We start from the raw sequence: 22,929 nt of genomic DNA on the forward strand, positions 1-22,929 counted from the left end.
CTCAGGCTTGCCTGCGCATGGCCCATTGCCGGTACAGCACATAACCCAGGCCGCTGAGTCCGGTCAGTACGGCCGGGACAAGCAGTGCGTCGTATTGCCAGCGCGCGAACAGCCCTGCCCCCACTATGCCGCCGGCCAAAAAGCCGCCAATGATCAAACCGCTCAAGGTCAGCCGGTGCATCGGCACCGGCAGGCCGCGCAGCAGATGGCCCAGGCCGATGCCGAGATCGGTGAACATGCCGCTGAGGTGGGTGGTGCGCACTACCGCGCCGCTGAAGGTGGTAGCCAGTGCGTTCTGCAGCCCGCAGGCCATCGCGGCAGCCAGTGCGCCCCAGACCTGCTGTTGCTTGAACAGTGGAATGGCCAACAGCAGCAAGGCAGATTCCAAGGCGAGTGCGACGCCGTAACGGCGGCCGAGTTGCAGGGTGCTGTCCTGGATGATTAGGCCGCTGAGCATCGCGCCCAGCGCAAAGGCAATCAGCAGGCCCCAAAGGTGGCCGACCGAGCGCCAGTCGGCATGCGCAAGGGCAATGCCGAGCTGGCTGGTGCTGCCGGTGACATGGCTGACCGCCTGGTGCTCAAAGCCCAGGAAGCCGACCGCGTTGACCATGCCGGCCACGCAGGACAGTGCAATGGCGCCGATCCAGACCCAGGTGGGCAGGCGGACCTTCATGCCGACGCCGGATCAGGGCTTGGGCAGCGCGCCGTTGCGCTCGATGCTGGAGAACGTGCCGGCCTGTGGGTCGTACACCGCACCCCAGAACTGCGCGCCACCATCGCAGACACGGATGGCTTCGCGGGCCGGATTGGTGTCGCTGTGATCCGGCAGGGTGAAGGCGTTGATGTAGATCAGGCGCTTGCCGCTGGACTCGAAGCCCACGTACTGCCGGCCGGACAGGGCCGGCTCGGCAATGGTGGGTTGCAGCTGAGCAAGTTGGCTTTCCAGTGCGTCGATGTCGGCGCGGCTGGGCGCCCAGTAGCCGGTGACTTCACCGGCATGTTTGGCGGGGCTGTCGCGCGAGCAGGTGTCCAGCACCTGCGCGGCGACCACGGGGCGGGTAACGACCCAGGACTGTCCCGTCTTGACCGCCGTCGGCACGCTGCCGGGGCGCGTGTTCGACGGCGTGCAGGCTGCCAGAGTGAGTGTTCCCGCAGCCAGCAGGGACAGGGTGTGCAGATGTTTCACAGAACCTCCGAAGCATAATCGGCCAGACGCGAACGTTCTCCCCGGCGCAGTGTGATGTGTGCACTGTGCGGCCAATTCTTGAAACGGTCCACCGCATAGGTGAGGCCGGAGGTGGTTTCGGTGAGGTAGGGCGTGTCGATCTGCTCGACGTTGCCCAGGCAGACGATCTTGGTGCCGGGACCGGCGCGGGTGATCAAGGTCTTCATCTGCTTCGGGGTGAGGTTCTGCGCCTCGTCCAGAATCAGGTAGCGCGACAGGAAGGTGCGGCCGCGCATGAAGTTCATCGAGCGGATCTTGATGCGGCTGGCCAATAGATCATTGGTGGCCGCACGGCCCCAGGCACCGCCGTCCTGGTTGTGGGTGAGCACTTCCAGGTTGTCGGTGAGTGCGCCCATCCATGGCGTCATCTTTTCTTCTTCGGTGCCGGGCAGGAAGCCGATGTCCTCGCCCACGCTGACCGTGGCGCGGGTCATGATGATCTCGCGGTAGCGCTGCGTGTCCATGGTCTGCGCCAGGCCGGCGGCCAGTGCGAGTAGGGTCTTGCCGGTGCCGGCGGTGCCGAGCAGGGTGACGAAGTCGATCTCCGGGTCCATCAGCGCGTTCAGCGCGAAGTTCTGCTCGCGGTTGCGCGCAGTGATGCCCCAGACCGAATGTGAGCCGTGGCGGAAGTCGTTGACCACCGACAAGGTGATGCGACCATCGCCCTCGACCTTGCTGACCTTGAGTTCTACTTCGTCGTCGCCGGCCAGGTAGGCGTACTGGTTTGGATGCCAGTCTTCGTCGTCGGCGGCTTGGATCTCGTAGCTGGTGCGGCCCTTGTCGCTCCAGCTGCGCAGGCTTTCGCTGTGCTTTTTCCAGAAATCTTCCGGCAGCACGGTGGCGCCGGTGTAGAGCAGGCTGAAATCATCCAGCGCGCGGTCGTTCTCGTAGTCCTCCGAATCGATGCCGGCGATAGCCGCCTTGATCCGCAGATTGATGTCCTTGGAGATGAACACCACCGGGGTTTCCGGGTGTTCTTCCTTCAATGCCAGGATCGCGCCGAGGATGGCGTTGTCCGGGATCACCTTGCCAAAGCTCTTGCCGGCCTCGAAGTGGCTGGTCTGGAAGTAGAGGTTGCCGGCGCTCTGCGCGCCGCGCAGCTGCAGGCCCTTCGGTCGTGCCAGCGGCACGCCGTTCTGTACGCTGCCGATACCGGCTTGTTCGATCAGCTCATTGAGGAAGCGGCTCACCTGACGGGCATTGCGGCTCGCCTCGGTGGTGCCTTTCTTGCCGTTGTCCAGCTCCTCGATCACCTGCATCGGCAGGTAGACATCATGTTCCTCGAATTTGAACAGCGCGGTCGGATCGTGCATCAGCACGTTGGTATCCAGTACGTAGATGCGCTTGCCTCGGGTCATCGTCGATTCCTGGTGGCGGGACAGGGTCACGCCATCGCACCTGCAGGGCAGGGCGATGACATGGGTTGGAACGGGATGTGGGTCACTTGGTTTGAGCGGCCTTCAGTGCTTCAAGCACGGCATCGGCATGGCCGGCGACTTTGACCTTGCGCCATTCCTGCACGAGCTGGCTGTCAGGAGAGATCAGGAAGGTGCTGCGTTCGATGCCACGCACCTGCTTGCCGTACATGTTCTTCATCTTGATCACGTCGAAGGCGGCGCACAGCGCTTCATCGGCGTCACTGATCAGTGGGAACTTGAAACCCTGCTTGGCGCAGAAGTTGTCGTGCGACTTCACAGAGTCGCGGGAGATGCCGAACACCTGCGCGCCTGCACGCTTGAACTTGGGCAGCAGCGCATTGAAATCCAGGCCTTCGGTGGTGCAGCCGGGGGTGCTGTCCTTCGGGTAGAAGTACAACACCAACCATTGGCCGGCGAGTTCGCCGAGGCTGGTAGTGGTGCCGCCGGACAGGGCCAGTGGCAGGGCTAGGGAGTTTCGGTCCAGGGTATCGCCGATGTTCATCAGATCCTTTCCGGAGCCTGGGGTAGTTCGATTGCAATTACATGAAACGCCGCGCGCCTGTGACGGGCGCGCGAATTTCAGAACTTCATCGGGTCCATGATCGCGTCCAGGTTGAGGTGGTCGCAGAACTCGAGGAAATCGTCGCGCAAGGCGGCGATGTGCATGTTGGAGGGTACGCCAATGGTGATCTGCGCAGAGAACATTTCCGCGCCGGTCTGCATGGCCTGGTAACGGGTGCTCTGCAGGTTCTCGATGGTGATGCCCTGGCGGTCGAAGAAGTCGGCCAGCTGGAACAGGATGCCCGGCTTGTCGGCGGCAACCACTTCCACGATGTACGGCAGCAGGTTGGACTGCGCCTGTTTGGCGGCGGTGCGGTACCACACCAGCTTCAGGTTCTCTTCGCGCTCGAGCCGGGTCAGCATGGCTTCGAGCTTGGCGACGGCATCCCAGGAGCCGGTGGCCAGGGTGGTCACCGAGACATCGCGGCCTACCGTGGACAGGCGGGCATCGACCAGGTTGCAGCCGCTGTCGGCAATTCGACGGGTAACGGACAGCAGGGGGGACTCCGGATGCGTCGTATAGGCGTTGATCAGGAGGTGGTTTTCGGTCGGCAGCGGCCGCGGCGTGGTGTCGGTCAAGGTGGTTCCGGGTGCTAGATGAGTCTGAACAACACCGTTTGGGGGTTGTTCGCTGGTGTCCAGCATACTTGCCCGTGCTTTCGACCGGCAAGTAACATGCCTTCGGTCACGAACCCGCCGCTCGGCGGGCTTCTTTACCCCCACGAAGAGCGACTGACACTTTGTCCATATCTGGTCTCATCACCGCGCTGGCGACGCCTTTCAAGGCAGACGGCGCACTCGATCCCGACGGCTGGCAGCGGCTGTTGGCGCAGCAGCTCAAGGGCGGCGTCCAGGGTGTCGTGGTAGCCGGCTCCACCGGCGAAGCCTCCACCCTGTCCGACGATGAATACGATGGCCTGCTGCGCAGCGCCGTTGCTGCCTTTGCTGGCAAGGTGCCGGTGCTGGCCGGTACCGGCCTGTCCGGCACCGCCCGCACCATTGCCCTGACCAAACGCGCGGCCGCCAATGGCGCCACCCATGCGCTGGTGGTCACCCCGCCGTATGTGCGGCCCACCCAGGAAGGCCTGCGTCAGCATTACCTGGCCGTGGCCGAGCAGGGCGGCTTGCCGGTGCTGCTGTACAACGTGCCCGGGCGCACCGGCTGCGACCTGTTGCCGGAGACCGTCGCCGAGCTGGCTGCGCATCCGAACATCATCGGCATCAAGGAAGCGGTGGGTGATACCACCCGCCTGAAAGCCCTGCTGCAGCTGCGCAGCGACAGCTTCGCCATCCTCAGTGGTGACGACGGCTCGGCAGCCCGTTCCATGTTGTCTGGCGCCGATGGCCTGATTTCGGTCGGCTCCAACGTGTTGCCTGGTGCCTACCGCACCCTGTGTGACCTGGCCCGCGCTGGCCAGCACGAGGCGGCCGAGGCCTGGGATGCCCGTCTTGAGCCGTACCACGATTTCTGCGGTGTCGAGTCCAACCCCATTCCGGTCAAGGCGCTGTTGCAGCGCATCGGCATCGGTGATGGGCTGCGCTTGCCGCTGCTCCCGCTTTCCGCGCAATACCACGCACATGCCGATCATCTGGCCGCTGACGTGGGTGCGTTGGAAGAACTATCCAGCCGCTGATCCGGCGGCCTTTGAACTCTGGAGATTCACCCATGCGTCAAACCTCTACCGTTCGCGTGTTCTCGCTGGTGCTGCTGGGCGTGGTCACCGCCGTGGCCACCTCTGGCTGCTTCTTCAAGCGCGGTGCGCGCGGCGATTACGCGCTGGCCCCGGAAGCCCGCCCGCTGGAAGTGCCGCCGGATCTGAACCTGCCCAACACCGCCGGCTCGGCGCCGATCCCGGCATTGGCTTCGGCGGCCAAGCCGGCGGCTGCCTCGGCAGCGACCGTGGCCTCGTCGCAGAGCGGTTTCACCGTCAGTGGCAGCCGTGACGACGTATTCGGCAAGGTCGGTGAGGCACTCGCCGGCGTCGAAGGCCTGACCATCGCCAGCCGCGCGCAGCTGCTGGGCTCTTACGATGTTGCCTATGAAGGCAGCAACTTCCTGGTGCGTGTGGTTGCAACCGACGCTGGTGCCTATGTGTCGGCAGTGGATCCGCGCGGCATGCCGGCCACCGGTGCCGCTGCAACCAAGCTGATCGCAGCGCTGAAGGCCAAGCTGGCCGGTTGATCGCGGCGGTTTGGCAATAAAAAAGGGCGCCTGCGTAAGCGGGCGCCCTTTTCATTGGCTGGCTGTTGAGCTGGCTATGCGGCGGCTCAGCGTTCCAGCAGCTTCAGCTTGTCTGGTTTGCCGTCCCACTCGGCCGCATCGGCCGGCGGATCTTTACGGATGGTCAGCACCGGCCAGGCCTTGGCCAGTTCGGCGTTGAGCGCAACAAAACCTTCCTGGCCGGCGGGCACATCATCCTCGGGGAAGATGGCGTTGACCGGGCATTCGGGCTCGCACAGCGTGCAATCAATGCATTCGTCAGGGTCGATCACAAGGAAGTTGGGGCCTTCGTGGAAGCAATCCACGGGGCAGACTTCGACGCAATCGGTGTGTTTGCACTTGATGCAGTTTTCGGTAACGACAAAAGGCATGACGGGGTCCGGCTTTGAACCCTGCAATTCTAGATCAGGATGCAGGGGGTGGGCGGGGGCATTCTCATTGGCCCGGGCTGCGGGCGCAAAGAGGCATGCTGGAGCCAGAGCTCTGGCAGGTGTACAAAGCAAAAAACCCCGCAGGGCGGGGCTTTTGCTATCGCAGACGGAGTTGGTGCTCCCTAGGGGACTCGAACCCCTGTTTTAGCCTTGAGAGGGCCACGTCCTAACCTCTAGACGAAGGGAGCGTTTTGTTCGCGTCTGGCGAGCGCGCTAGTATATGCATCTGGTTGCCGCTCGGCAATCCCGTAAACCCAACTGGAAGCGCCAACATCAATTCCATAGTTACAACGCCGTTCACCGTCCGCGTGATCCCGCGCGATCAGCACACCATCTCGCGCCGGGATATCAGTCCCAATGCGCTGCGGGTGCTCTACCGTCTGCGCGAATCCGGCTTCGGCGCCTATCTTGTTGGTGGCGCTGTGCGCGACCTTCTAGTAGGTGGACGCCCCAAGGATTTCGACGTGGCCACCGACGCCACCCCGGAGCAGGTCAAGCAGCTGTTCCGCAATTGCCGCCTGATCGGCCGCCGCTTCCGCCTTGCGCACGTGGTGTTCGGCCGCGAGATCATCGAAGTAGCCACGTTCCGCGCCAACAGCGATGACGGCAGCGGCGACCGCGAAGTCGAGAACGGCATGCTGGTGCGCGACAACGTCTACGGCACCATTGAAGATGACGCGGTTCGTCGCGACTTCACCTGCAACGCCCTGTATTACGCCATCGAGGATTTCTCGGTGCGCGACTACACCGGCGGCTTTGAAGACGTAATGGCACGCCGGATGAAGCTGATCGGCGATCCGGAACAGCGCTACCGCGAAGATCCCGTGCGCATGCTGCGCGCGGTGCGTCTGGCGGCCAAGCTCAACTTCGAGATCGAAGCGGCTACCGCCGAGCCGATTCCGCGCCTGGCCTCGCTGCTGAGCGAGGCCGCGCCGGCCCGTCTGTTCGAAGAAGTGCTCAAGCTGTTCCTGTCCGGGCATGGTGTGGCCAGCTTCGAAGGGCTGGAGCGCTACGGACTGCTGGCCGTGCTGTTCCCGGAAAGCGCCGCTGCGCTGAAGAGCAACCGCACCGGTGCGCTGCGCCGCATCCTGATCGAGGGTCTGCGCAATACTGACGAGCGCGTCGCCAACGAGGAACCGGTGTCGCCGGCTTTCCTGTTCGCACTGCTGCTGTGGCCGGCCTTCTGTCGCGCGCTGATCGGCCTGCAGAAGCAGGGCCTGGCGCCGGAAGAGGCGCAGCGCCGTGCCGCCGACCGGGTGACCCTGCACCAGCTGAGCACGATTGCCCTGCCGCGCCGCTTCTCGCTGCCGATGCAGGAAATCTGGCTGCTGCAGTCGCGCTTCAGTACCCGTCAGCGCAAGCGCGTGCTGCGTACCTTGAGCCATCCGCGTTTCCGCGCTGCGTTCGATTTCCTGGCCCTGCGTCAGGCCGCTTCCAGCGAGCATCAGGAAGACATCGCGTTCTGGCGCGAGGCCCAGGCCGAGGCCGGGCACGAAGTGGGCGCTGGGCTGGATTCGGTGCATACCGACGGCGAGGCGGAGGAGGGTGCGGCACCGCGGCGCCGTCGCCGTCGGCGCCGTCCTGGCGGTGGCAGCGCAACTGCAGGCGAGTAAGCGGCGATGGTTGTAGCGTGTATCGGGCTGGGCGCGAACCTTGGGGATGCGCCCACCACCCTGCGTTCGGCGATCGATGTGCTGGCGCAGCTGCCGGGTGTGCAGCTGCTGGCCAGCTCACGCCTGTATCGCACCCCGGCCTGGGGTAACGAGGCGCAGCCAGATTTCATCAATGCAGCCGTTGCGCTGCAGACCGATCTGCCGGCGCCGCAGCTGCTTGAGCAGTTGCTGGCGATCGAGCAGCAGTTCGGGCGGGTGCGCGAGCCGGGCCAGCATTGGGGGCCGCGGCTGCTGGATCTGGATCTGCTCTTGTATGCCGAGCAGGTGATCGACCTGCCGCAGCTGCAGGTGCCACACCCCTTCCTGCATCAGCGCGGCTTTGCCCTGCTGCCGCTGGCAGACGTGGCGCCAGACGCCCTGATTCCGGGTCATGGAACAGTGCGGGACGTATTGGTAGGCATCAATACCTGCGGTATCGACCCGATAGGGGGATAATGGTCGGCTCATAAGCCACCGTTATGACCATATGAGCACACACGCAGATAGCAAGCCCTGGACCGTCCCCGCATTGGCCGAGGCCAAGCGCAATGGCCAGAAGCTGGTCATGTTGACCGCTTACGACGCCGGCTTTGCCCGTGCCTTCGACGCCAATGGCGTGGACCTGATCCTGGTCGGTGATTCGCTGGGCATGGTGGTGCAGGGGCACGATTCAACGCTGCCGGTCAGCGTTGACGACGTGGTCTATCACACCCGCGCAGTTGCGGGCGTACTGGAGCGCGCGCTGCTGGTCTCGGACCTGCCGTTTGGCGCCGACGCCACCGCCGAGCGCGCGCTGGATGCCTCGCTCAAGCTGCTGCAGGCCGGCGCGGAGATGGTCAAGATCGAAGGTGCTGGCTTCAAGCTGGACATCATCCGTCACCTGGTCGAGCGCGAAATTCCGGTCTGCTCGCACCTGGGCCTGACCCCGCAGTCGGTATTGCGCCTGGGCGGTTACCGCGTGCAGGGTCGCGGCGATGCTGCCAAGCAGTTGCTCGATGACTCCAAGGCCGTAGCCGAGGCGGGCGCCAGCCTGCTGGTGCTGGAGTGCGTGCCGACCCCGATTGCCGGCCGCGTTACTGCCGAAATCACGATTCCCACCATTGGTATTGGCGCCGGTCCCGATTGCGACGGACAGGTGCTGGTGCTGCATGACTTCCTCGGTCTGGACAGCGGTCACCGACGTCCCAAGTTCGTCAAGGATTTCCTTGCCGAAGGCGGCTCGGTGGCCGGTGCGGTCCGTGCCTATGCCGACGCCGTGCGCGCCGGCATCTTCCCCGACGCAGAACACGCTTACGCATCATGATCGAAACCGTTACCGAACTTTCCCGGCTGCGCGCCGTTGTCAGCGGCTGGAAGCGCGAGGGCCTGCGCGTTGCGCTGGTACCGACCATGGGCAATCTGCACGCAGGCCACTACTCGCTGGTGAAGCTGGCGCGTGAGCATGCCGACAAGGTGGTCTCCAGCGTCTTCGTCAATCCGACCCAGTTCGGTCCGAACGAGGATTTCACCCGTTACCCGCGTACGCCCGAGGCCGACACCAGTGGCCTGGAGAAGGCTGGCTGTGACGTGTTGTGGCTGCCCACGGTGGAATCGATGTACCCGTTTGGCGTGGAGTTGGCTGCCAACGTGCATGTGCCCGGTGTCAGTTCGCTGCTGGAAGGCGCACACCGCCCGGGGCACTTCGACGGTGTCTGCACGGTGGTGAGCCGTCTATTCAACCAGGTACAGCCGGACGTGGCCGCGTTTGGGCGCAAGGACTACCAGCAGCTGGCAGTGATCCAGCAGATGGTGGCCGACCTGGCATTCCCGATCCAGATCCTCGGTGGCGAGATCGTGCGCGAGACCGATGGTTTGGCGATGAGCTCGCGCAACCAGTACCTGACCGCCGATGTGCGGCCGCAGGCCACGGTTATCCGCAAGGTGCTGCTGGCCGCGCGTGATGCCTACCTGGGCGGCGCCGAGCGTGTAGCGGTGGAGCAGCAGGCGGCGGCGCAGCTGCAAGCTGCCGGCTACCTGGTGGATTACGCGGTGGTGCGCATGCCAGACCTGAGCGAGCCGGGCGCCAGCCACGAAGGTGCCCGCGTGGCGCTGGTGGCGGCCAAGCTGGGCAATACCCGCCTGATCGACAATATTGAGTTCTGAATCCCAGAGTTCTGAATAGGCAGTTGGCGGACTTTGTTTGTCCGTCAGCAAGCCTCTGCATGACAACCAATGGCGCCATTGTGGCGCCATTGCTGTATCCGGGCGAGCGTCGCTGGAAAGGTCATGTTGCGGTGCGGGCAGGGGCGCGCGCCGGTGCTAGACTGCGCCCTTTCTCACGCAGTTTCGGCATTGTCATGCAACTCTCCCTGCTCAAGACCAAGATTCACCGCGCCACCGTCACCCATTCGGAGCTGAATTACGAAGGCTCCATCGCGATCGACGACAACCTGTTGCAGGCGACCGGCATCCGCGAATTCGAACAGGTGCATATCTGGGACGTGACCAACGGTGCCCGTTTCACCACCTATGCACTGCGCGCAGAAGCCGGCAGCGGCGTGATCTCGCTCAACGGCGGCGCAGCGCGCCACGTGCAGGTGGGCGACATCATCATCATCGCTGCCTTCGCCGGCATGAGCGAAGAAGAAGCCAGCACGTTCAAGCCCAAGCTTGTCTACGTTGACGGCGACAACCGCATTTCCCACACCAACGACAGCATCCCCACACAGGCCGCATGATCACCAACAACGGATTCGACGTATTGCACGCCCACGCCCAGCGTTTGCAGGGCACCGGCATTCCCTCGCTGATGGCCGCAGAGCCTGACCGGGTGCAGCGCCTGGCACTGAAGGTCGGTCCGTTGTATGTGAATTTCGCGCGGCAGAAATACGACCGCGCGGCCTTGGATGCCTTGCTGGAACTGGCCGCCGCGCGCGATGTCGCCGGCGGTTTCCAGCGCCTGTTCGCTGGCCAGAAGATCAACCACACCGAAGATCGCGCGGTGCTGCACAGCGCGCTGCGCGGCGACGCCAGTGATGCGCCGGTTGCAGTAGCTGCACGTGCAGAAGCGGTTGCGGTGCAGGCGCAGATGGGTGCCTTGATCAAGGCGCTGGAAGCCAGCAACGTCACCGATATCGTCAGTGTCGGCATCGGTGGTTCGGATCTGGGTCCGCGTCTGGTTGCCGATGCGCTGCGTCCGGCAGCCGGCGCGCGTTTCCGTGTGCATTTCGTTTCCAACGTCGACGGCGCGGCCATGCAGCGCACCTTGGCAACGCTGGACCCGGCGACCACCGCCGGCATCCTGATCTCCAAGACCTTCGGCACCCAGGAAACCCTGCTCAACGGCCGCATCCTGTGCAACTGGCTGGGCGGCAGCGAGCGTCTATACGCCGTCAGTGCCAACCCCGAGCGTGCCGCCAAGGCCTTCGACATCGCCGCCGAGCGCGTGCTGCCGATGTGGGACTGGGTGGGCGGCCGTTACTCGCTGTGGTCGGCGGTGGGCTTCCCGATTGCCTTGGCAATCGGCTTTGAACGCTTCGGCCAGCTGTTGGAAGGCGCTGCGCAGATGGACGCGCACGCGGCCAGTGCACCGCTGGCAAGCAATCTGCCGGTGCTGCACGCGCTGACCGATATCTGGAACCGCAACGTGTTGGGTTACGCCACCCACGCAGTGATGACCTATGACCAGCGCATGGCGCTGTTGCCGGCCTATCTGCAGCAGCTGGTGATGGAAAGCCTGGGCAAGCGGGTCAAGCGCGACGGCAGCCCGGTCGACGGCGACACGGTATCGGTGTGGTGGGGTGGTGCTGGCACCGATGTGCAGCACAGCTTTTTCCAGGCCCTGCACCAGGGCACCAGCATCGTGCCGGCCGATTTCATCGGCTGCGTGCGCAATGATGATCCCTACGAGATCAACCACCAGGCCTTGCTGGCCAACCTGCTGGCGCAGACCGAAGCCCTGGCCAACGGTCAGGACAGCGAAGACCCGCATCGCCAGTATCCGGGTGGCCGCCCGAGCACGATGATCCTGCTGGACGCGTTGACTCCGCAGTCGCTGGGTGCGCTGATCGCGATGTACGAACACGCAGTGTACGTGCAGTCTCTGATCTGGGACATCAACGCTTTCGATCAGTTTGGCGTTGAACTGGGCAAGCAGCTGGCCAGTCAATTGCTGCCGGCCGTGCAGGGCGAGGCGGTTGAGATTGCCGACCCGATGACCCGGGAGCTGTTGGCGCGGTTGCGCTGATTGTCTTTTGAAGCAGAAAGCCGCGCAGAGATGCGCGGTTTTTTTTGCTCTGTCTTGTGGGAGCGGCGTAAGCCGCGAAGCTGACATGGCTGAAGTGCCCGGTATCTATGGTCCCCGACAGTGGATCTGCTTAGCGGCTTACGCCGCTCCCACAATCCTTCGCTACTTCCCTTTGCCAAGGGCGAGAGGAGGATTTTTTGGGGAGGCTTCGTATTTCTGGTGCAGGCCCTTGCCGAGCATGGCTCGGCACTACAGGACGCAGGGTTACCTGTTCGGGTCCCGCTCCGGGCTGGGCCGCTTGGTCAGCTTGCGCTGCAATGAGCGCCGATGCATGCCCAGCAACCGCGCGGCAGCGGAGACATTGCCGCCGGTTTCGTGCAGAGCCTGTTGGATGTGCTCCCATTGCAAGCGGCTGATCGGCGTCATCGCGTCCGGCGGTTCAATATCTTCCGGTTCCTCGCCGGCCTCGTCTTCCTCGCCAAGCGCGCGCAGGATCATCTGCACCGTCGCCGGTTTCGGCAGATAGTCGTCGGCGCCCAGCTTGATCGCTTCAACCGCGGTGGCGATCGAGGCATAACCGGTGACCAGCAGGATGCGCATGTCCTGGCGCAGCTCGCGCAGCGGCTGGATCAGATTCAAGCCGGATTCGCTGCCCAGCTTGAGGTCGATCAGCGCAAACGCCGGTGGTGTCTGCGTCGCCAGCTGCATGGCACTGGAAATGTCGGTGGCGGTGACTGCTTCGATGCCGCGGCGGGCCAAGGTGCGCTGCAGGGTGCGCAGGTAAAGCGGGTCGTCATCGACCAGCAGGCCGTGGGTGGCAGCAGCATTCATGGACTTACCTCAATGTTGTTCAACGGCAGACGAAAGCCGACGCGTGCTCCCTGGCCTTCGGCCGGGCGCATCCACAATTCGCCGTGCAGGCGCTCAATGGTGGCATGCGACAGTGCCAGGCCGACACCCATGCCGTTGCTTTTGCCGCTGTTGAACAAAGTGCCGGGCAGGGCTGCATCATTGGCGTTGAAGCCCGGTCCGTAATCGCGGACCTCACCGTAGAGCTGACCTTCGTGGATGCGGATGTCCAAGTCGATCTGCGCGCGCCCGGCGTGTTCACCGGCATCGGCGGCATTGTTCAACAGCACCTGTAGCAGATGACCAATACCGGGGTCCAATTTCAGATGCAGCGGGGCGTCGGGGTTGCGTCGCAACTGGATGGTCGGGCGCACCAGTCGCCACTGTTCGAGCACGCTGGCGATGGATACCGGCGCGCGGCTGCCTGCGCCTTCTGCCGGTGCCGCCAACGCCAGCACCTTCTCCCGGCACTGCACCAGCAACTCGCGCAGGGTTTCCAGGTCGTCGCGCATTTCCGGGGTGGCCGCGCCCTGCTCGACGATGTCGTCGGTGAGCAGGGTCATGGTCGCCAGCGGCGTGTTGAGTTCATGGGCGACAGAGGCGGCATGCGTGGCCAAGGCGACAATGCCTTCGTTGCGGACGAAGCGCTCGCGCAACATCGCCAGCTGGTTCTCACGCTCGCGCAGCGCAGCCGCCAAGCGCGTGGAAAAGACCAGAACCACCACGCTGGACAGCAGAAAGTTGGCTGCCGCACCCCACAGGTGCAGGCTCATCGTGTCGAAGTAGCCGCCCTTCAGTGGCAGCCCGAATACCGCGCTCAGCGCATAGCCGCCGACGCAGGCAGCGGCCACCGCATGGGTCCAGCGCAGCGGTAGCGCCAGCGCGGCCAGCGCGATGAGGATCAGGAACAGCGAGCCGAACGGATTGGCGATGCCGCCGCTCCAGCCCACCATCCAGGTCAATACCGTGACATCGACCAGGATATGGCCGAAGGCGGTGACCGGTGCCGGGTCGGTGTCATGTACGCGCAACTGCACGTACAGGTTGAACAAGGCCAGTACGGCGACGCCGGCCCACAGCGGCTCCTGTGGCAGCTCCAGCCCCAACAGCCAGGTGGCGACAAGAATGGTGGCGGCCTGGCCTGCGGTGGCCAGCCAGCGCAGGCTGCACAGGGTGCGAAGAAAAGAGGTGTCTCGGGTTTCCATGGCGCAATCGTATGCTGTCGCGGTGGCTACCACGCAATCCAAGGTTCATGCCGTACGGGTGGCTGGCGCGCTAAAATGGGCAATGCATGACGCCGTGACCCGCCCAACACCGCCCACCGACGCTACCGCGTGGCCCCGCCGCATCACCCAGTCCGTCGCTATCGGCGGGGTAAAGGTGGGCGGAGGGAATCCCGTGGTCGTGCAGTCGATGACCAATACCGATACCGCCGATGTGGCTGCCAGCGTCAAGCAGGTGGCTGAACTCTGGCGCGCGGGCTCGGAGATGGTGCGACTGACCGTCAACAATCCCGAATCGGCTGCGGCCATTCCGCGCATTGTCGAGAAGCTGGCGATGATGGGCATCGAGGTGCCGCTGATCGGTGACTTCCATTACAACGGCCATCAACTGCTGACCGGCGAACCGGCCTGCGCAGAGGCGCTGGCCAAGTACCGCATCAATCCGGGCAATGTCGGCTTCGGCAAGAAGAAAGACACCCAGTTCGCGCAGCTGATCGAATTCGCCATCAAGTACAACAAGCCGGTGCGTATCGGTGCCAACTGGGGCTCGTTGGATCAGGCACTTGCGGCCAAGTTGATGGATGAGAACAGCCAGCGTGCGCAGCCTTGGGATGCCGGGCGCGTACTGCGCGAGGCCTTGATCCGCTCGGCGTTGGATTCGGCCGAGACCGCAGTTGAACTGGGCTTGCCGCGCGATCGCATCGTGTTGTCGGCCAAGGTCAGTGGCGTGCAGGAATTGATCGCCGTGTACCGCGATCTGGCGCAGCGTTCTGACTTTGCCCTGCATCTGGGCCTGACCGAGGCCGGTATCGGCAGCAAGGGCATCGTCGCCTCGTCGGCGGCGCTGGCGGTGCTGATGCAGGAAGGGATCGGCGACACCATCCGTATCTCGCTGACGCCCGAACCGGGCCAGTCGCGCACGCAGGAAGTCATCGTCGCCCAGGAGCTGCTGCAAACCACCGGTCAGCGCGCTTTCACGCCGATGGTCACCGCCTGCCCGGGCTGCGGTCGTACCACCTCCGAGTTCTTCCAGGAGCTGGCCAAGGTGGTGCAGAACCACGTGCGCGAAAAGATGCCGGTGTGGCGCGTCAGTCACCCCGGTGCGGAGAACATGACCCTGGCGGTGATGGGTTGCATCGTCAACGGCCCCGGTGAGTCGCGTCACGCCAATATCGGCATTTCGCTGCCGGGTACGGGCGAAACCCCGGCCGCGCCGGTGTTTGTCGACGGCGAGAAGAAGATCACCCTGCGCGGTGACAACATTGCCCATGAGTTCGTCGCCTTGATTGATGACTATGTCGAGACCCGGTATGCACGAAGCTCCGGTTGATTCCCGGAGCGAAGCTGCCGGTCTGCGCCGCTGGCTCGCCCACAATGCGTGGCGGCTGGTGGTGCTGTTCATCGGTGTGCTGCTGCCGCTGGCCGGTTTCGTGGCCTTGGCCGACGAGATCCACGAGGCTGAGGCCTTCCATTTCGACGCGGTCCTGCTGCTGCGCATGCATGCGATGGCCACGCCTGGCCTGAACGCGTTCTTCGTGCTGATGTCCGAACTCGGCTATCACTGGGGCGTCATCCCCGTGGATATCCTGATCGTGGTCGTGCTGCTGTTGCGGCGGCATTGGCGCAAGGCGGCATTCGCGGCGACGGCATTCATCGGCTCGGCGCTGTTGAACCTGGGCAGCAAGCAGATCTTCCAGCGCGAGCGCCCGAGCTTGTGGGAATCGATTGCGCCGGAAAGTACGTTCAGCTTCCCCAGCGGGCATGCGATGGGCTCGATGACGCTGGCACTGACCCTGGTGTTTTTGACCTGGCGCACACGCTGGCGCTGGCCGGTAGTGGCGGTTGTCAGTGGTTTTGTCGTCTCGGTTGGCCTGTCACGGGTCTACCTGGGGGTGCATTACCCCTCGGATATCCTCGGCGGCTGGTGTGCCGCAACGATCTGGGTTACAGGCGTGTATATGGTGATGTTCCGCCGACGCTGGTCCTTGCCCGCGCCCTGAGCTGCACTGCAATTGGTAATGTCCAAAAGGTAAGAGAAGTCCTAAGTCATTGGACGAATTGACCTGATGGATACAGTATTGGCTGCGACGGCATAGTGAGCTCGCCAGCCGCAGGCGCATAAACCGCATCATCCTGATGCTCAAAACTACAGATACATTTCCTGCGAGCGGGTGTCCGATAGAGCCCAGTTGGGCCACTTCTGCTTGATAATACACATGGCCTTGCCATGAGGGACGGGGGAGGGCCGTCGCCTCGCATGCTCGGATTTTGCCGCGCCCAAGGCTCCAACTGTCACCTCGCCGCGAGGAATCCTTCATGACCATCAGCGTTTTTCTTATCGATGACCACGCACTTGTGCGCACGGGCATTCGGATGATTCTTTCGGGGCAAACCGGGATAGAAGTCGTCGGTGAAGCAGACAGCGGCGACGTCGCGCTGCCGCAGATCCGCCGCCTGAAGCCCGACGTCGTACTGTGCGACCTGCACCTGCCAGGCCTTAGTGGGCTGGAGATCACCGAGCGCATCGTCAAGGGTGATCACGGTACCAAGGTAATCATCGTTTCCGTGCTGGAAGATGGGCCGATGCCCAAGCGCTTGCTGGAGGCGGGTGCTTCCGGCTACGTGGGCAAGGGCGGGGATTCGAAAGAGCTGATCCGCGCTGTGCATGACGTTGCCATCGGCAAGCGTTATCTGGCCACCAGCATTGCGCAGAATCTGGCGCTGTCCAATCTGGAAGGCGGCGCATCGCCGTTCGACCTGCTCTCACCGCGTGAGCTGGAAGTGGCCTTGTTGCTGATCCAGGGGCATCGCCAGGAAGAAATCGCCCGTCGTTTGAGCCTCAGTGCCAAGACCGTGAACACTCATAAGGCGCGCTTGTTCCAGAAGCTGGGTGTGCAGGACAACATCGCTCTTGCCCGGCTTGCCGCGCAGTACGGCGTGGGTGATCCCAGCAAAGCGATCTGAGGGGAGAGGGGGCTTGGGGCTGGCATTGCTCAGTACGACAGGGCCCTTCGAGTGCAGTTGAATCAAAGAGAGCGCAGCGGCAACGTTGCGCTCTCTTTGTTTGTATGCGTTATGTGCTGGACGGGTCGAACGTGGGCGATGCGGATGATGCAGCAGCCCAGCGCCTGTCTGTGGGAGCGGCGTGAGCCGCGAAGCTGGAGTTGCTTAAGCTCCTTGCAACTGTGCCATCTGATGATATGCGTGCTTCGCGGCTGGCACCGCTCCCACAAGAGTGCAGCGCGGGTGCTGTTGGCCGATCACTTCAGTGACGCAGGTGGTGCACCAGCTTGGAGTTTGCCTGCGGGAGCGGTATGAGTCGCGAAGCTGGCGTTGCTTGGATCCTTGGTGCTTATGTCATCTGATGATGTGCGAGCTTCGCAGCTGACGCCGCTCCTACAAAGAATCCGGCACTCAATCCGCATCACGGTCGCAGCGATTACCTGGCCCAGAAACGCAGAAAGCGGCCCTAAGGCCGCCTTCTGCTTTCACACAAGCTGGACGGATCAGCCGTTACGCGGCTGATCGTCTTCCTGCTTTTTGGTGTCAGCTTCGGTCGCGACGCTGTCGGCATGCACGGCCGGAGCCGCGGCGACGACTGGTGCCGGTGCAGCGACCGGTGCTGCTGCGGTCTCGACGACCGGCGTTACAGCGCTTTCCTCAACAACCGCAGTCTGGGCGAACAGCTGCCCGTTCTCCGGTGCTGCGGGTTCCGGTGCTGCAACTACTGCAGGTTCCGGCTGCAGCGTGCTGACCGGGGTCGGCACTTCGCTGATCGGTGCAACAGCTGCGGCTTGCTCGATCGGTGCAGCGGCAACTGCCGGTGCACTGACGATCACCGGAGCAGCGGGAGCACTGACAGGCGCTTCGGCCACGACGGCAACCGGGGCTGCGATGACGGCCTCGGCGACAGCTTCTGCCGGGGCAGCGATTGCCTGCTCTGCCTTGACCACTGCCGGTTCGGCGGCAGCTGCCACTTCGACGGGAGCGACCGCTGCCGGTGCGGCCACTTCGACAACGGCTGCTTCGACAGCAAGCACTTCGACATCAGCGGTAGGTGCTGCGGCAACAACCGCAACAACGGCTGCAGCTGCTTGTACCGGTGCAGCAACAGCCGGCTTGGCTGCTACTGGCGCGGAAGCTGGAGCGGCCGGGGTTGCAGGCTCGTCATCGAACTCGAACTCGGGCTGGCTGCTGGCGGGCTTGGCCGGGGCTTCATTGATTTCGCCATCGGCGTCATCAAAGCCGTCCAGACCGTCTTCATCACCGCCCAGGTTTTCACCACCGGCTGCACCTTCACCATTGCCACGACGACGACGACGACCGCCGCGACGACCGCGACGACGACGACCACCGGCTTCACCGGCAGCTTCTTCGCCTGCGACCGGGTTGCCGTTCTCATCGACGACCACGGCCACTGCCGGCTGATCTTCGGAGACGACCGCCGGCTTGGCGATCTCGGCAGCAATGGTGTTTTCCTTCACCACGGCATCGGTGTTGGCAACGGCTTCGTTGGCAATAATCGCTGCGGCGGCAACTACCGGTGCTGCGGCGACCGGTGCAGCTGCGCGAGCGGCTTCCGGCTGCGCCTGCTGCTGGCGTGCGGGCTTCTCACCCTGCACGTTCTGCTGCTGGGCCTGCTTGTCGCCGTCCTGCTGCGGCTTGGGCTGCTTCGCTTGCTTCGGCTGCTTGGCCTGCTGCTGCTCGTTGTTACGCGGCTGCTTGGGCTGCTGCTGTGCCTGCTCGCCGCGCGGCTGCTCATTGCGCTGCTTGGGCTGCTGCTGGGCGTTGTTCTGCGCCTGCTGCTGTGCCGGCTGCTGCGGCTTGTCGGCGTTCTGGCGGCGATCTTCGCGGCGCTGCTCATCACGGCGGTTGCCGTTGGCGTTGCCGCCAGCATTCGCATTGCCGTTGCCACCGCGACCCTGCTGGCCGTTGCGGCCGTCACGGCGCTGGTTGCCGCGTTCGTTGCGGTTGTTGCGGCCGTTGTCCTGGCGCTGCGGCTGTGCCGGCTGCGCGGACGGAGCCGGTTCGCCGCCGAACACGCGCTTGAGCCAGCCCATTACGCCGCCAGCGGCGGGGGCGACAGGAGCTGCAACCGGTGCCGGTGCCGGTGCGGCTTCGACGACTTCACGGATCGGCGCAGGCTGGCTGTGCTTGACGTGGGTCACGGCCGGTGCCGGGATGTTCAGCTGTGCCTTGGTCAGTGCATGCACCGGCAACTTGCGCGGGGTGCCGCGCTGGTAGCTGGGCTTGTTCGACTCTTCACCCAGCTCGTTGTCGCGCAGGCGCGTGACTTCGTAGTGCGGGGTGTGCAGCTGCTCATCGGCAACGATGACGATGGGCGCGTCGTGACGCTGCTCGATTTCACGCAGGGCACTGCGCTTCTCGTTGAGCAGGTAGTTGGCGATCTCGACCGGGGCCTGGACCAGCACCTGTCCGGTGTTTTCCTTCATCGCATGCTCTTCGGCAACGCGGATGATGGACAGCGACAGCGACTCGATGCTGCGCATGCGGCCCTGGCCGTCACAACGCGGGCAGACGATCTGGCTGGATTCGCCCAGGCTCGGACGCAGGCGCTGGCGGCTCATTTCCATCAGGCCGAAGCGCGAGATACGGCCCAGCTGGACGCGGGCACGGTCGTACTTCAGCGCATTCTGCAGGCGGTTTTCGACTTCGCGCTGGTGCTTGCTGGAGGACATGTCGATGAAATCGATGACCACCAGGCCGCCCAGATCGCGCAGGCGCAGCTGGCGGGCGACTTCTTCGGCCGCTTCCAGATTGGTCTGGAAGGCGGTGTCTTCGATGTCGCTGCCCTTGGTGGAGCGGGCCGAGTTGACGTCAACCGCGGTCAGCGCTTCGGTCTGGTCAACCACGATCGAGCCGCCGGACGGCAGGCGCACGTTGCGCTCGTAGATCGCCTCGATCTGCGATTCGATCTGGAAGCGGTTGAACAGCGGGATGTCGTCTTTGTAATGCTTGAGCTTGCGCAGGGTCTGCGGCATCACCTGCTGCATGAAGTCGCGTGCGGTCTCGTACAGTTCTTCGGTGTCGACCAGGATCTCGCCGACGTCCGAGCGCAGGTAGTCGCGCAGGGCGCGCACGATCAGGCGCGATTCCTGGTAGATCAGGAACGGGGCCGGCTTGGTCAGTGCGGCTTCGGCGATCGAACGCCATACCTGCAACAGATAGTCCAGATCCCACTGCAGCTCTTCGGCATCGCGGCCAACGCCGGCGGTGCGGATGATCACGCCCATGTCGTCGGGGATGTTCAGCTTGTCCAGCGCTTCCTTCAGGGCAGCGCGGTCTTCACCCTCGATGCGACGGGAAACGCCGCCGGCTGAGGGAGAGTTGGGCATCAGCACCATGTAGCGGCCGGCCAGGGAGATGAAGGTGGTCAGGGCGGCGCCCTTGTTGCCACGCTCTTCCTTGTCGACCTGCACGACGATTTCCTGGCCTTCGCGCAGGAGCTCTTTGATGGAGGCCTTGTTGTGGTCCACGCCCGCCTGGAAATAGTCGCGGGAGATTTCCTTGAGCGGCAGGAAGCCATGGCGTTCACCGCCGTACTCGACAAAGGCAGCCTCGAGCGACGGCTCAAGACGGGTGATGCGGCCCTTGTAGATGTTGGACTTCTTCTGTTCCTTGGACGGTTGCTCGATATCGATGTCGTACAGGTTTTGCCCGTCGACGATGGCCACGCGCAGTTCTTCAGCCTGCGTGGCATTGATCAGCATTCGCTTCATTGTGCGTTCCTCGCGCGCTGCTACCGCGCGGAACGCCATGGGGTTTCGCCTCTGGACACGGTTCGCCGCCCATTCGCGCAGGCGCGGGCAGGGCGGCTTGGGTTTCCAGCGCTACGACACCACGGCAGGCCGCGGGAGCGCTTCTTTCTTGTTTTAGGTGTTTCAGGGCCGGCGGCCGCCCGCGGCCGTGGCCGATGGCGTCGCGCGGGACATGGGTTTCGTCCAGCTCGGATGCTTTTTTGGCATCCGGCGATGGCCGGGAACGCCGACGAGCCGCTAACATGGCCGCCCCGGGGGCGGTGGCCGCGCACTGTGCCGGATTCGTAGGGAGCGGGGCTTCTGGCCCTGACCAACTTCCAACGAAATCAAACCCTTATATCGCCCCCCGAGTGTAGCAGAATAAATAGGCCGATGACTGATTCCGACAAGCCCCAAGCACCGCCTGCCGCCAAGAGCAGCGTGCGCATGATCAAAGTGCCCGAAGACAGGGCAGGACAGCGACTGGACAACTTTTTGTTGGGTCAGCTGAAGGGCGCACCACGCAGCCTGGTCTACAAACTGGTCCGCAGTGGCCAGGTCCGTGTGAATGGCGGCCGCGCCAAGGCCGACCGCAAGCTGGACGGCGGTGAAGAGGTGCGTATCCCGCCGGTCAATCTCAATGAGATCGGAGACAAGGCGCCGCCACCGAGCAGCTTCCTGCAGCGTATGGAAGAAGCCATCGTCTTCGAGGACGCCAAGCTGCTGGTGATCAATAAACCGACCGGCGTGGCCAGCCACGGCGGCAGCGGTATCAGCCACGGTGCGATCGAGACCATGCGCGCGCTGCGGCCGAACATGAACCTGGAACTGGTGCACCGGTTGGACCGGGACACTTCTGGCCTGCTGATCCTCGCCAAGAAGCGTTCGGCCCTGGTCGAGTTGCAGGCCTTGCTGCGTGAAGACCATGGCGGCATCCAGAAGCGCTACCTGACCCTGCTGGCCGGGCGCATGCCCGACGGCGTGATGAGTGTGGACGCCCCTCTGCATGTCGGCCTTCGCCAGGGCGGTGAGCGCCACGTTCAGGTGAATGCTATCGGCAAGCCGTCGCTGAGTCATTTCAAGGTGTTGGAGCGTCGCGGCGGCCAGTCCTACTGCGAAGTCAGGATTGAAACCGGCCGCACCCACCAGATCCGCGTGCATGCCCAGCACATCGGCCATCCGGTGGCAGGAGACGACAAATACGGCGATCCTGCGGTCAACAAGCGCTTTCGTGAGCAGATCGGGCTCAAACGCCTGTTCCTGCACGCCGCCTCGCTGGAGTTCGCGCTGGATGGCGGCAAGACACCTTATCTATTGAATGCGCCGCTGCCGCAGGACCTGGTTGAGGCGATGAACAAGCTTTGAGGCTGTGAAGCCGGGATTGCGGGTATGTGATGCAGGGTTTGTGGGAGCGGCGTGAGCCGCGAAGCTGACCTTGCTTGGGTCGCCTGCATCCCGGTCATCTGCTGATGTTTGGGCTTCGCGGCTCACGCCGCTCCCACAAAAGATCTGGTTTCAGGCTTGGCTGGGTTGCCGATCAGCCCCAGCCTGCTACCACTTGAACAGCACCAGGCTCACTGCAATCGTCGCCATGCCGATCACCAGCCCGTAAACGGTCTCATGGCCCTGGGCGTAGCGCTTGGCGGCCGGCAGCAGTTCATCCAATGCCAGAAACACCATGATGCCGGCGATCAGCCCGAACACCGCACCGAAGGTGGCCGGGGACAGGGCATCTGCCAGCAGGAAGTAGCCAATGGCGGCGCCGACCGGCTCAGCCAGGCCAGACAGCAGGCTGGCGCCAAAGGCGTAGGACTTGCGCCCAGTGGCCAGGTACACCGGCACGGCGATGGCGATGCCTTCGGGGATGTTGTGGATGGCGATGGCGAAAGCCAGCGGCAAGCCGACCGAGGGGCTTTCAAGAGTGGCGAAGAAGGTCGCCAGACCTTCGGGAAAGTTGTGCGCGGTGATGGCGATCGCGCTGAGCAGGCCGACCCGGCGGATCTGCTTGTGGCTGTGGTCGTGGAAGGCTGGGTCCTGCTTGTCCAGGCTGTCGTGCGGATTCGGAACCAGGTGGTCGATCAATACCACCAGCAGTACGCCGCCAAGGAACCATAAGGTGCCGTAGGTATAGCCGAGGCGGTCGCCATAGGCCTGGGCGAATGAGCTGATCGACTTGTTCAGTATCTCCGACAGCGAGACGTAGACCATCGCGCCGCCGGCAAAGGCCAGCCCGAACGCCAGCAGGCGCGGGTTCGGGCGTTTGGAGAACAACACCAGCAAGCTGCCGACGGCGGTGGCCAGGCCGGCAGCGAAGGTCAGGCCGAACGCAAGCCAGAGGTTGTCACTGGAAATCGCGTGCATGCGTG

General features: G+C 63.9%; 22 protein-coding genes and 1 tRNA gene. 12 read left to right on the forward strand and 11 right to left on the reverse strand.

What is annotated here, in order from left to right; all coding sequences use genetic code 11:
- Position 1: 1 nt before the first annotated feature.
- The 5 genes from ACVOMB_RS00165 to ACVOMB_RS00185 all read right to left on the reverse strand — a co-directional run bounded on the left by ACVOMB_RS00165 (position 2) and on the right by ACVOMB_RS00185 (position 3,849).
- Positions 2–673 carry a YoaK family protein gene (locus ACVOMB_RS00165; protein ID WP_481529381.1) on the reverse strand — a complete coding sequence of 224 codons (672 nt, stop codon included), beginning with the start codon at positions 671–673 and terminating at the stop codon, positions 2–4.
- Between the two features lie 12 nt (positions 674–685).
- Positions 686–1,177, reverse strand: coding sequence for a hypothetical protein (locus ACVOMB_RS00170; RefSeq protein WP_481529549.1), 492 nt, complete (start codon positions 1,175–1,177; stop codon positions 686–688).
- A gap of 5 nt (positions 1,178–1,182) precedes the next feature.
- Positions 1,183–2,583: a PhoH family protein gene (locus ACVOMB_RS00175; protein WP_282267591.1), complete on the reverse strand. Its 1,401-nt coding sequence runs from the start codon at positions 2,581–2,583 to the stop codon at positions 1,183–1,185.
- Positions 2,584–2,665: 82 nt separating this feature from the next.
- Positions 2,666–3,145, reverse strand: a complete 480-nt coding sequence (locus tag ACVOMB_RS00180; RefSeq protein WP_481529382.1) for a peroxiredoxin — start codon at positions 3,143–3,145, stop codon at positions 2,666–2,668.
- A gap of 77 nt (positions 3,146–3,222) precedes the next feature.
- Positions 3,223–3,849: a glycine cleavage system transcriptional repressor gene (locus ACVOMB_RS00185; protein ID WP_481514875.1), complete on the reverse strand. Its 627-nt coding sequence runs from the start codon at positions 3,847–3,849 to the stop codon at positions 3,223–3,225.
- 95 nt (positions 3,850–3,944) lie between these two features.
- Between ACVOMB_RS00185 and dapA the strand changes: the two genes are divergently transcribed.
- Positions 3,945–4,838 carry a 4-hydroxy-tetrahydrodipicolinate synthase gene (gene dapA / locus ACVOMB_RS00190; protein WP_481529383.1) on the forward strand — a complete coding sequence of 298 codons (894 nt, stop codon included), beginning with the start codon at positions 3,945–3,947 and terminating at the stop codon, positions 4,836–4,838.
- 32 nt (positions 4,839–4,870) lie between these two features.
- The gene (locus tag ACVOMB_RS00195) at positions 4,871–5,386 is read left to right on the forward strand and encodes a hypothetical protein (RefSeq protein WP_481529384.1); all 516 of its coding nucleotides are present in this window, start codon (positions 4,871–4,873) and stop codon (positions 5,384–5,386) included.
- Positions 5,387–5,472: 86 nt separating this feature from the next.
- Here ACVOMB_RS00195 and fdxA read toward each other — a convergent pair whose 3' ends face one another.
- Both fdxA and ACVOMB_RS00205 read right to left on the reverse strand, forming a co-directional pair.
- Positions 5,473–5,796, reverse strand: coding sequence for a ferredoxin FdxA (gene fdxA, locus ACVOMB_RS00200; RefSeq protein ID WP_481509654.1), 324 nt, complete (start codon positions 5,794–5,796; stop codon positions 5,473–5,475).
- A 173-nt stretch (positions 5,797–5,969) separates the two neighbouring features.
- Positions 5,970–6,044, reverse strand: a tRNA-Glu gene (locus ACVOMB_RS00205).
- A gap of 42 nt (positions 6,045–6,086) precedes the next feature.
- Here ACVOMB_RS00205 and pcnB point away from each other — a divergent pair.
- From pcnB to pgi, 6 genes are all read left to right on the forward strand, one after another.
- A complete protein-coding gene (gene pcnB, locus ACVOMB_RS00210; protein ID WP_481529385.1) occupies positions 6,087–7,469 on the forward strand; it encodes a polynucleotide adenylyltransferase PcnB in 1,383 nt (460 codons plus the stop codon).
- Positions 7,470–7,475: 6 nt separating this feature from the next.
- On the forward strand, positions 7,476–7,964 hold the full coding sequence (gene folK, locus ACVOMB_RS00215) for a 2-amino-4-hydroxy-6-hydroxymethyldihydropteridine diphosphokinase (protein WP_481529386.1): 489 nt from the start codon (positions 7,476–7,478) through the stop codon (positions 7,962–7,964).
- 31 nt (positions 7,965–7,995) lie between these two features.
- Complete coding sequence (gene panB, locus ACVOMB_RS00220; protein ID WP_481529387.1) at positions 7,996–8,811, forward strand: 3-methyl-2-oxobutanoate hydroxymethyltransferase; 816 nt, start codon at positions 7,996–7,998, stop codon at positions 8,809–8,811.
- Positions 8,808–9,650: a pantoate--beta-alanine ligase gene (gene panC / locus ACVOMB_RS00225; protein WP_481529388.1), complete on the forward strand. Its 843-nt coding sequence runs from the start codon at positions 8,808–8,810 to the stop codon at positions 9,648–9,650. Before panB ends, panC begins: the two co-directional genes overlap by 4 nt.
- A gap of 194 nt (positions 9,651–9,844) precedes the next feature.
- Positions 9,845–10,225 (forward strand): aspartate 1-decarboxylase, encoded by a 381-nt coding sequence (panD, locus tag ACVOMB_RS00230; RefSeq protein ID WP_282268181.1) that lies wholly within the window; start codon positions 9,845–9,847, stop codon positions 10,223–10,225.
- Positions 10,222–11,733, forward strand: coding sequence for a glucose-6-phosphate isomerase (pgi, locus tag ACVOMB_RS00235; RefSeq protein WP_481529389.1), 1,512 nt, complete (start codon positions 10,222–10,224; stop codon positions 11,731–11,733). The genes panD and pgi overlap by 4 nt, the downstream gene beginning before the upstream one ends.
- 264 nt (positions 11,734–11,997) lie before the next feature.
- Here pgi and ACVOMB_RS00240 read toward each other — a convergent pair whose 3' ends face one another.
- Both ACVOMB_RS00240 and ACVOMB_RS00245 read right to left on the reverse strand, forming a co-directional pair.
- Complete coding sequence (locus ACVOMB_RS00240) at positions 11,998–12,564, reverse strand: response regulator transcription factor (protein ID WP_481529390.1); 567 nt, start codon at positions 12,562–12,564, stop codon at positions 11,998–12,000.
- On the reverse strand, positions 12,561–13,787 hold the full coding sequence (locus ACVOMB_RS00245) for an ATP-binding protein (protein WP_481529391.1): 1,227 nt from the start codon (positions 13,785–13,787) through the stop codon (positions 12,561–12,563). The genes ACVOMB_RS00240 and ACVOMB_RS00245 overlap by 4 nt, the downstream gene beginning before the upstream one ends.
- Before the next feature lie 82 nt (positions 13,788–13,869).
- Between ACVOMB_RS00245 and ispG the strand changes: the two genes are divergently transcribed.
- The 3 genes from ispG to ACVOMB_RS00260 all read left to right on the forward strand — a co-directional run bounded on the left by ispG (position 13,870) and on the right by ACVOMB_RS00260 (position 16,769).
- Complete coding sequence (ispG, locus tag ACVOMB_RS00250; RefSeq protein ID WP_481529392.1) at positions 13,870–15,135, forward strand: flavodoxin-dependent (E)-4-hydroxy-3-methylbut-2-enyl-diphosphate synthase; 1,266 nt, start codon at positions 13,870–13,872, stop codon at positions 15,133–15,135.
- Positions 15,116–15,805, forward strand: a complete 690-nt coding sequence (locus ACVOMB_RS00255; protein ID WP_481529393.1) for a phosphatase PAP2 family protein — start codon at positions 15,116–15,118, stop codon at positions 15,803–15,805. The genes ispG and ACVOMB_RS00255 overlap by 20 nt, the downstream gene beginning before the upstream one ends.
- 316 nt (positions 15,806–16,121) lie before the next feature.
- Positions 16,122–16,769, forward strand: coding sequence for a response regulator (locus ACVOMB_RS00260; RefSeq protein WP_481514887.1), 648 nt, complete (start codon positions 16,122–16,124; stop codon positions 16,767–16,769).
- A gap of 542 nt (positions 16,770–17,311) precedes the next feature.
- On the opposite strand, the gene ACVOMB_RS00265 is transcribed toward ACVOMB_RS00260, so the two are convergent.
- Positions 17,312–20,545: an Rne/Rng family ribonuclease gene (locus ACVOMB_RS00265; RefSeq protein ID WP_481529394.1), complete on the reverse strand. Its 3,234-nt coding sequence runs from the start codon at positions 20,543–20,545 to the stop codon at positions 17,312–17,314.
- A 411-nt stretch (positions 20,546–20,956) separates the two neighbouring features.
- Between ACVOMB_RS00265 and ACVOMB_RS00270 the strand changes: the two genes are divergently transcribed.
- Positions 20,957–21,928, forward strand: a complete 972-nt coding sequence (locus ACVOMB_RS00270; RefSeq protein ID WP_481529395.1) for an RluA family pseudouridine synthase — start codon at positions 20,957–20,959, stop codon at positions 21,926–21,928.
- A gap of 186 nt (positions 21,929–22,114) precedes the next feature.
- Here the strand turns inward: ACVOMB_RS00270 and zupT are convergent, their stop codons facing one another.
- Positions 22,115–22,924 carry a zinc transporter ZupT gene (gene zupT / locus ACVOMB_RS00275; protein ID WP_481529396.1) on the reverse strand — a complete coding sequence of 270 codons (810 nt, stop codon included), beginning with the start codon at positions 22,922–22,924 and terminating at the stop codon, positions 22,115–22,117.
- Positions 22,925–22,929: the final 5 nt, after the last annotated feature.

The organism is Stenotrophomonas sp. STEN018 (assembly GCF_056760235.1).

Excerpts from the sequence above, each read along its gene's own strand:
- panD (WP_282268181.1), top strand. The coding sequence starts at position 9,845 with ATGCAACTCTCCCTGCTCAAGACCAAGATTCACCGCGCCACCGTCACC.
- ispG (WP_481529392.1), top strand. The coding sequence starts at position 13,870 with ATGCATGACGCCGTGACCCGCCCAACACCGCCCACCGACGCTACCGCG.
- ACVOMB_RS00245 (WP_481529391.1), bottom strand. The coding sequence starts at position 13,787 with ATGGAAACCCGAGACACCTCTTTTCTTCGCACCCTGTGCAGCCTGCGC.
- folK (WP_481529386.1), top strand. The coding sequence starts at position 7,476 with ATGGTTGTAGCGTGTATCGGGCTGGGCGCGAACCTTGGGGATGCGCCC.
- pgi (WP_481529389.1), top strand. The coding sequence starts at position 10,222 with ATGATCACCAACAACGGATTCGACGTATTGCACGCCCACGCCCAGCGT.
- ACVOMB_RS00260 (WP_481514887.1), top strand. The coding sequence starts at position 16,122 with ATGACCATCAGCGTTTTTCTTATCGATGACCACGCACTTGTGCGCACG.
- ACVOMB_RS00165 (WP_481529381.1), bottom strand. The coding sequence starts at position 673 with ATGAAGGTCCGCCTGCCCACCTGGGTCTGGATCGGCGCCATTGCACTG.
- ACVOMB_RS00265 (WP_481529394.1), bottom strand. The coding sequence starts at position 20,545 with ATGAAGCGAATGCTGATCAATGCCACGCAGGCTGAAGAACTGCGCGTG.
- fdxA (WP_481509654.1), bottom strand. The coding sequence starts at position 5,796 with ATGCCTTTTGTCGTTACCGAAAACTGCATCAAGTGCAAACACACCGAT.
- ACVOMB_RS00185 (WP_481514875.1), bottom strand. The coding sequence starts at position 3,849 with ATGCTGGACACCAGCGAACAACCCCCAAACGGTGTTGTTCAGACTCAT.
- ACVOMB_RS00255 (WP_481529393.1), top strand. The coding sequence starts at position 15,116 with ATGCACGAAGCTCCGGTTGATTCCCGGAGCGAAGCTGCCGGTCTGCGC.
- ACVOMB_RS00180 (WP_481529382.1), bottom strand. The coding sequence starts at position 3,145 with ATGAACATCGGCGATACCCTGGACCGAAACTCCCTAGCCCTGCCACTG.
- panB (WP_481529387.1), top strand. The coding sequence starts at position 7,996 with ATGAGCACACACGCAGATAGCAAGCCCTGGACCGTCCCCGCATTGGCC.
- zupT (WP_481529396.1), bottom strand. The coding sequence starts at position 22,924 with ATGCACGCGATTTCCAGTGACAACCTCTGGCTTGCGTTCGGCCTGACC.
- ACVOMB_RS00195 (WP_481529384.1), top strand. The coding sequence starts at position 4,871 with ATGCGTCAAACCTCTACCGTTCGCGTGTTCTCGCTGGTGCTGCTGGGC.
- panC (WP_481529388.1), top strand. The coding sequence starts at position 8,808 with ATGATCGAAACCGTTACCGAACTTTCCCGGCTGCGCGCCGTTGTCAGC.
- ACVOMB_RS00270 (WP_481529395.1), top strand. The coding sequence starts at position 20,957 with ATGACTGATTCCGACAAGCCCCAAGCACCGCCTGCCGCCAAGAGCAGC.
- ACVOMB_RS00240 (WP_481529390.1), bottom strand. The coding sequence starts at position 12,564 with ATGAATGCTGCTGCCACCCACGGCCTGCTGGTCGATGACGACCCGCTT.
- ACVOMB_RS00175 (WP_282267591.1), bottom strand. The coding sequence starts at position 2,583 with ATGACCCGAGGCAAGCGCATCTACGTACTGGATACCAACGTGCTGATG.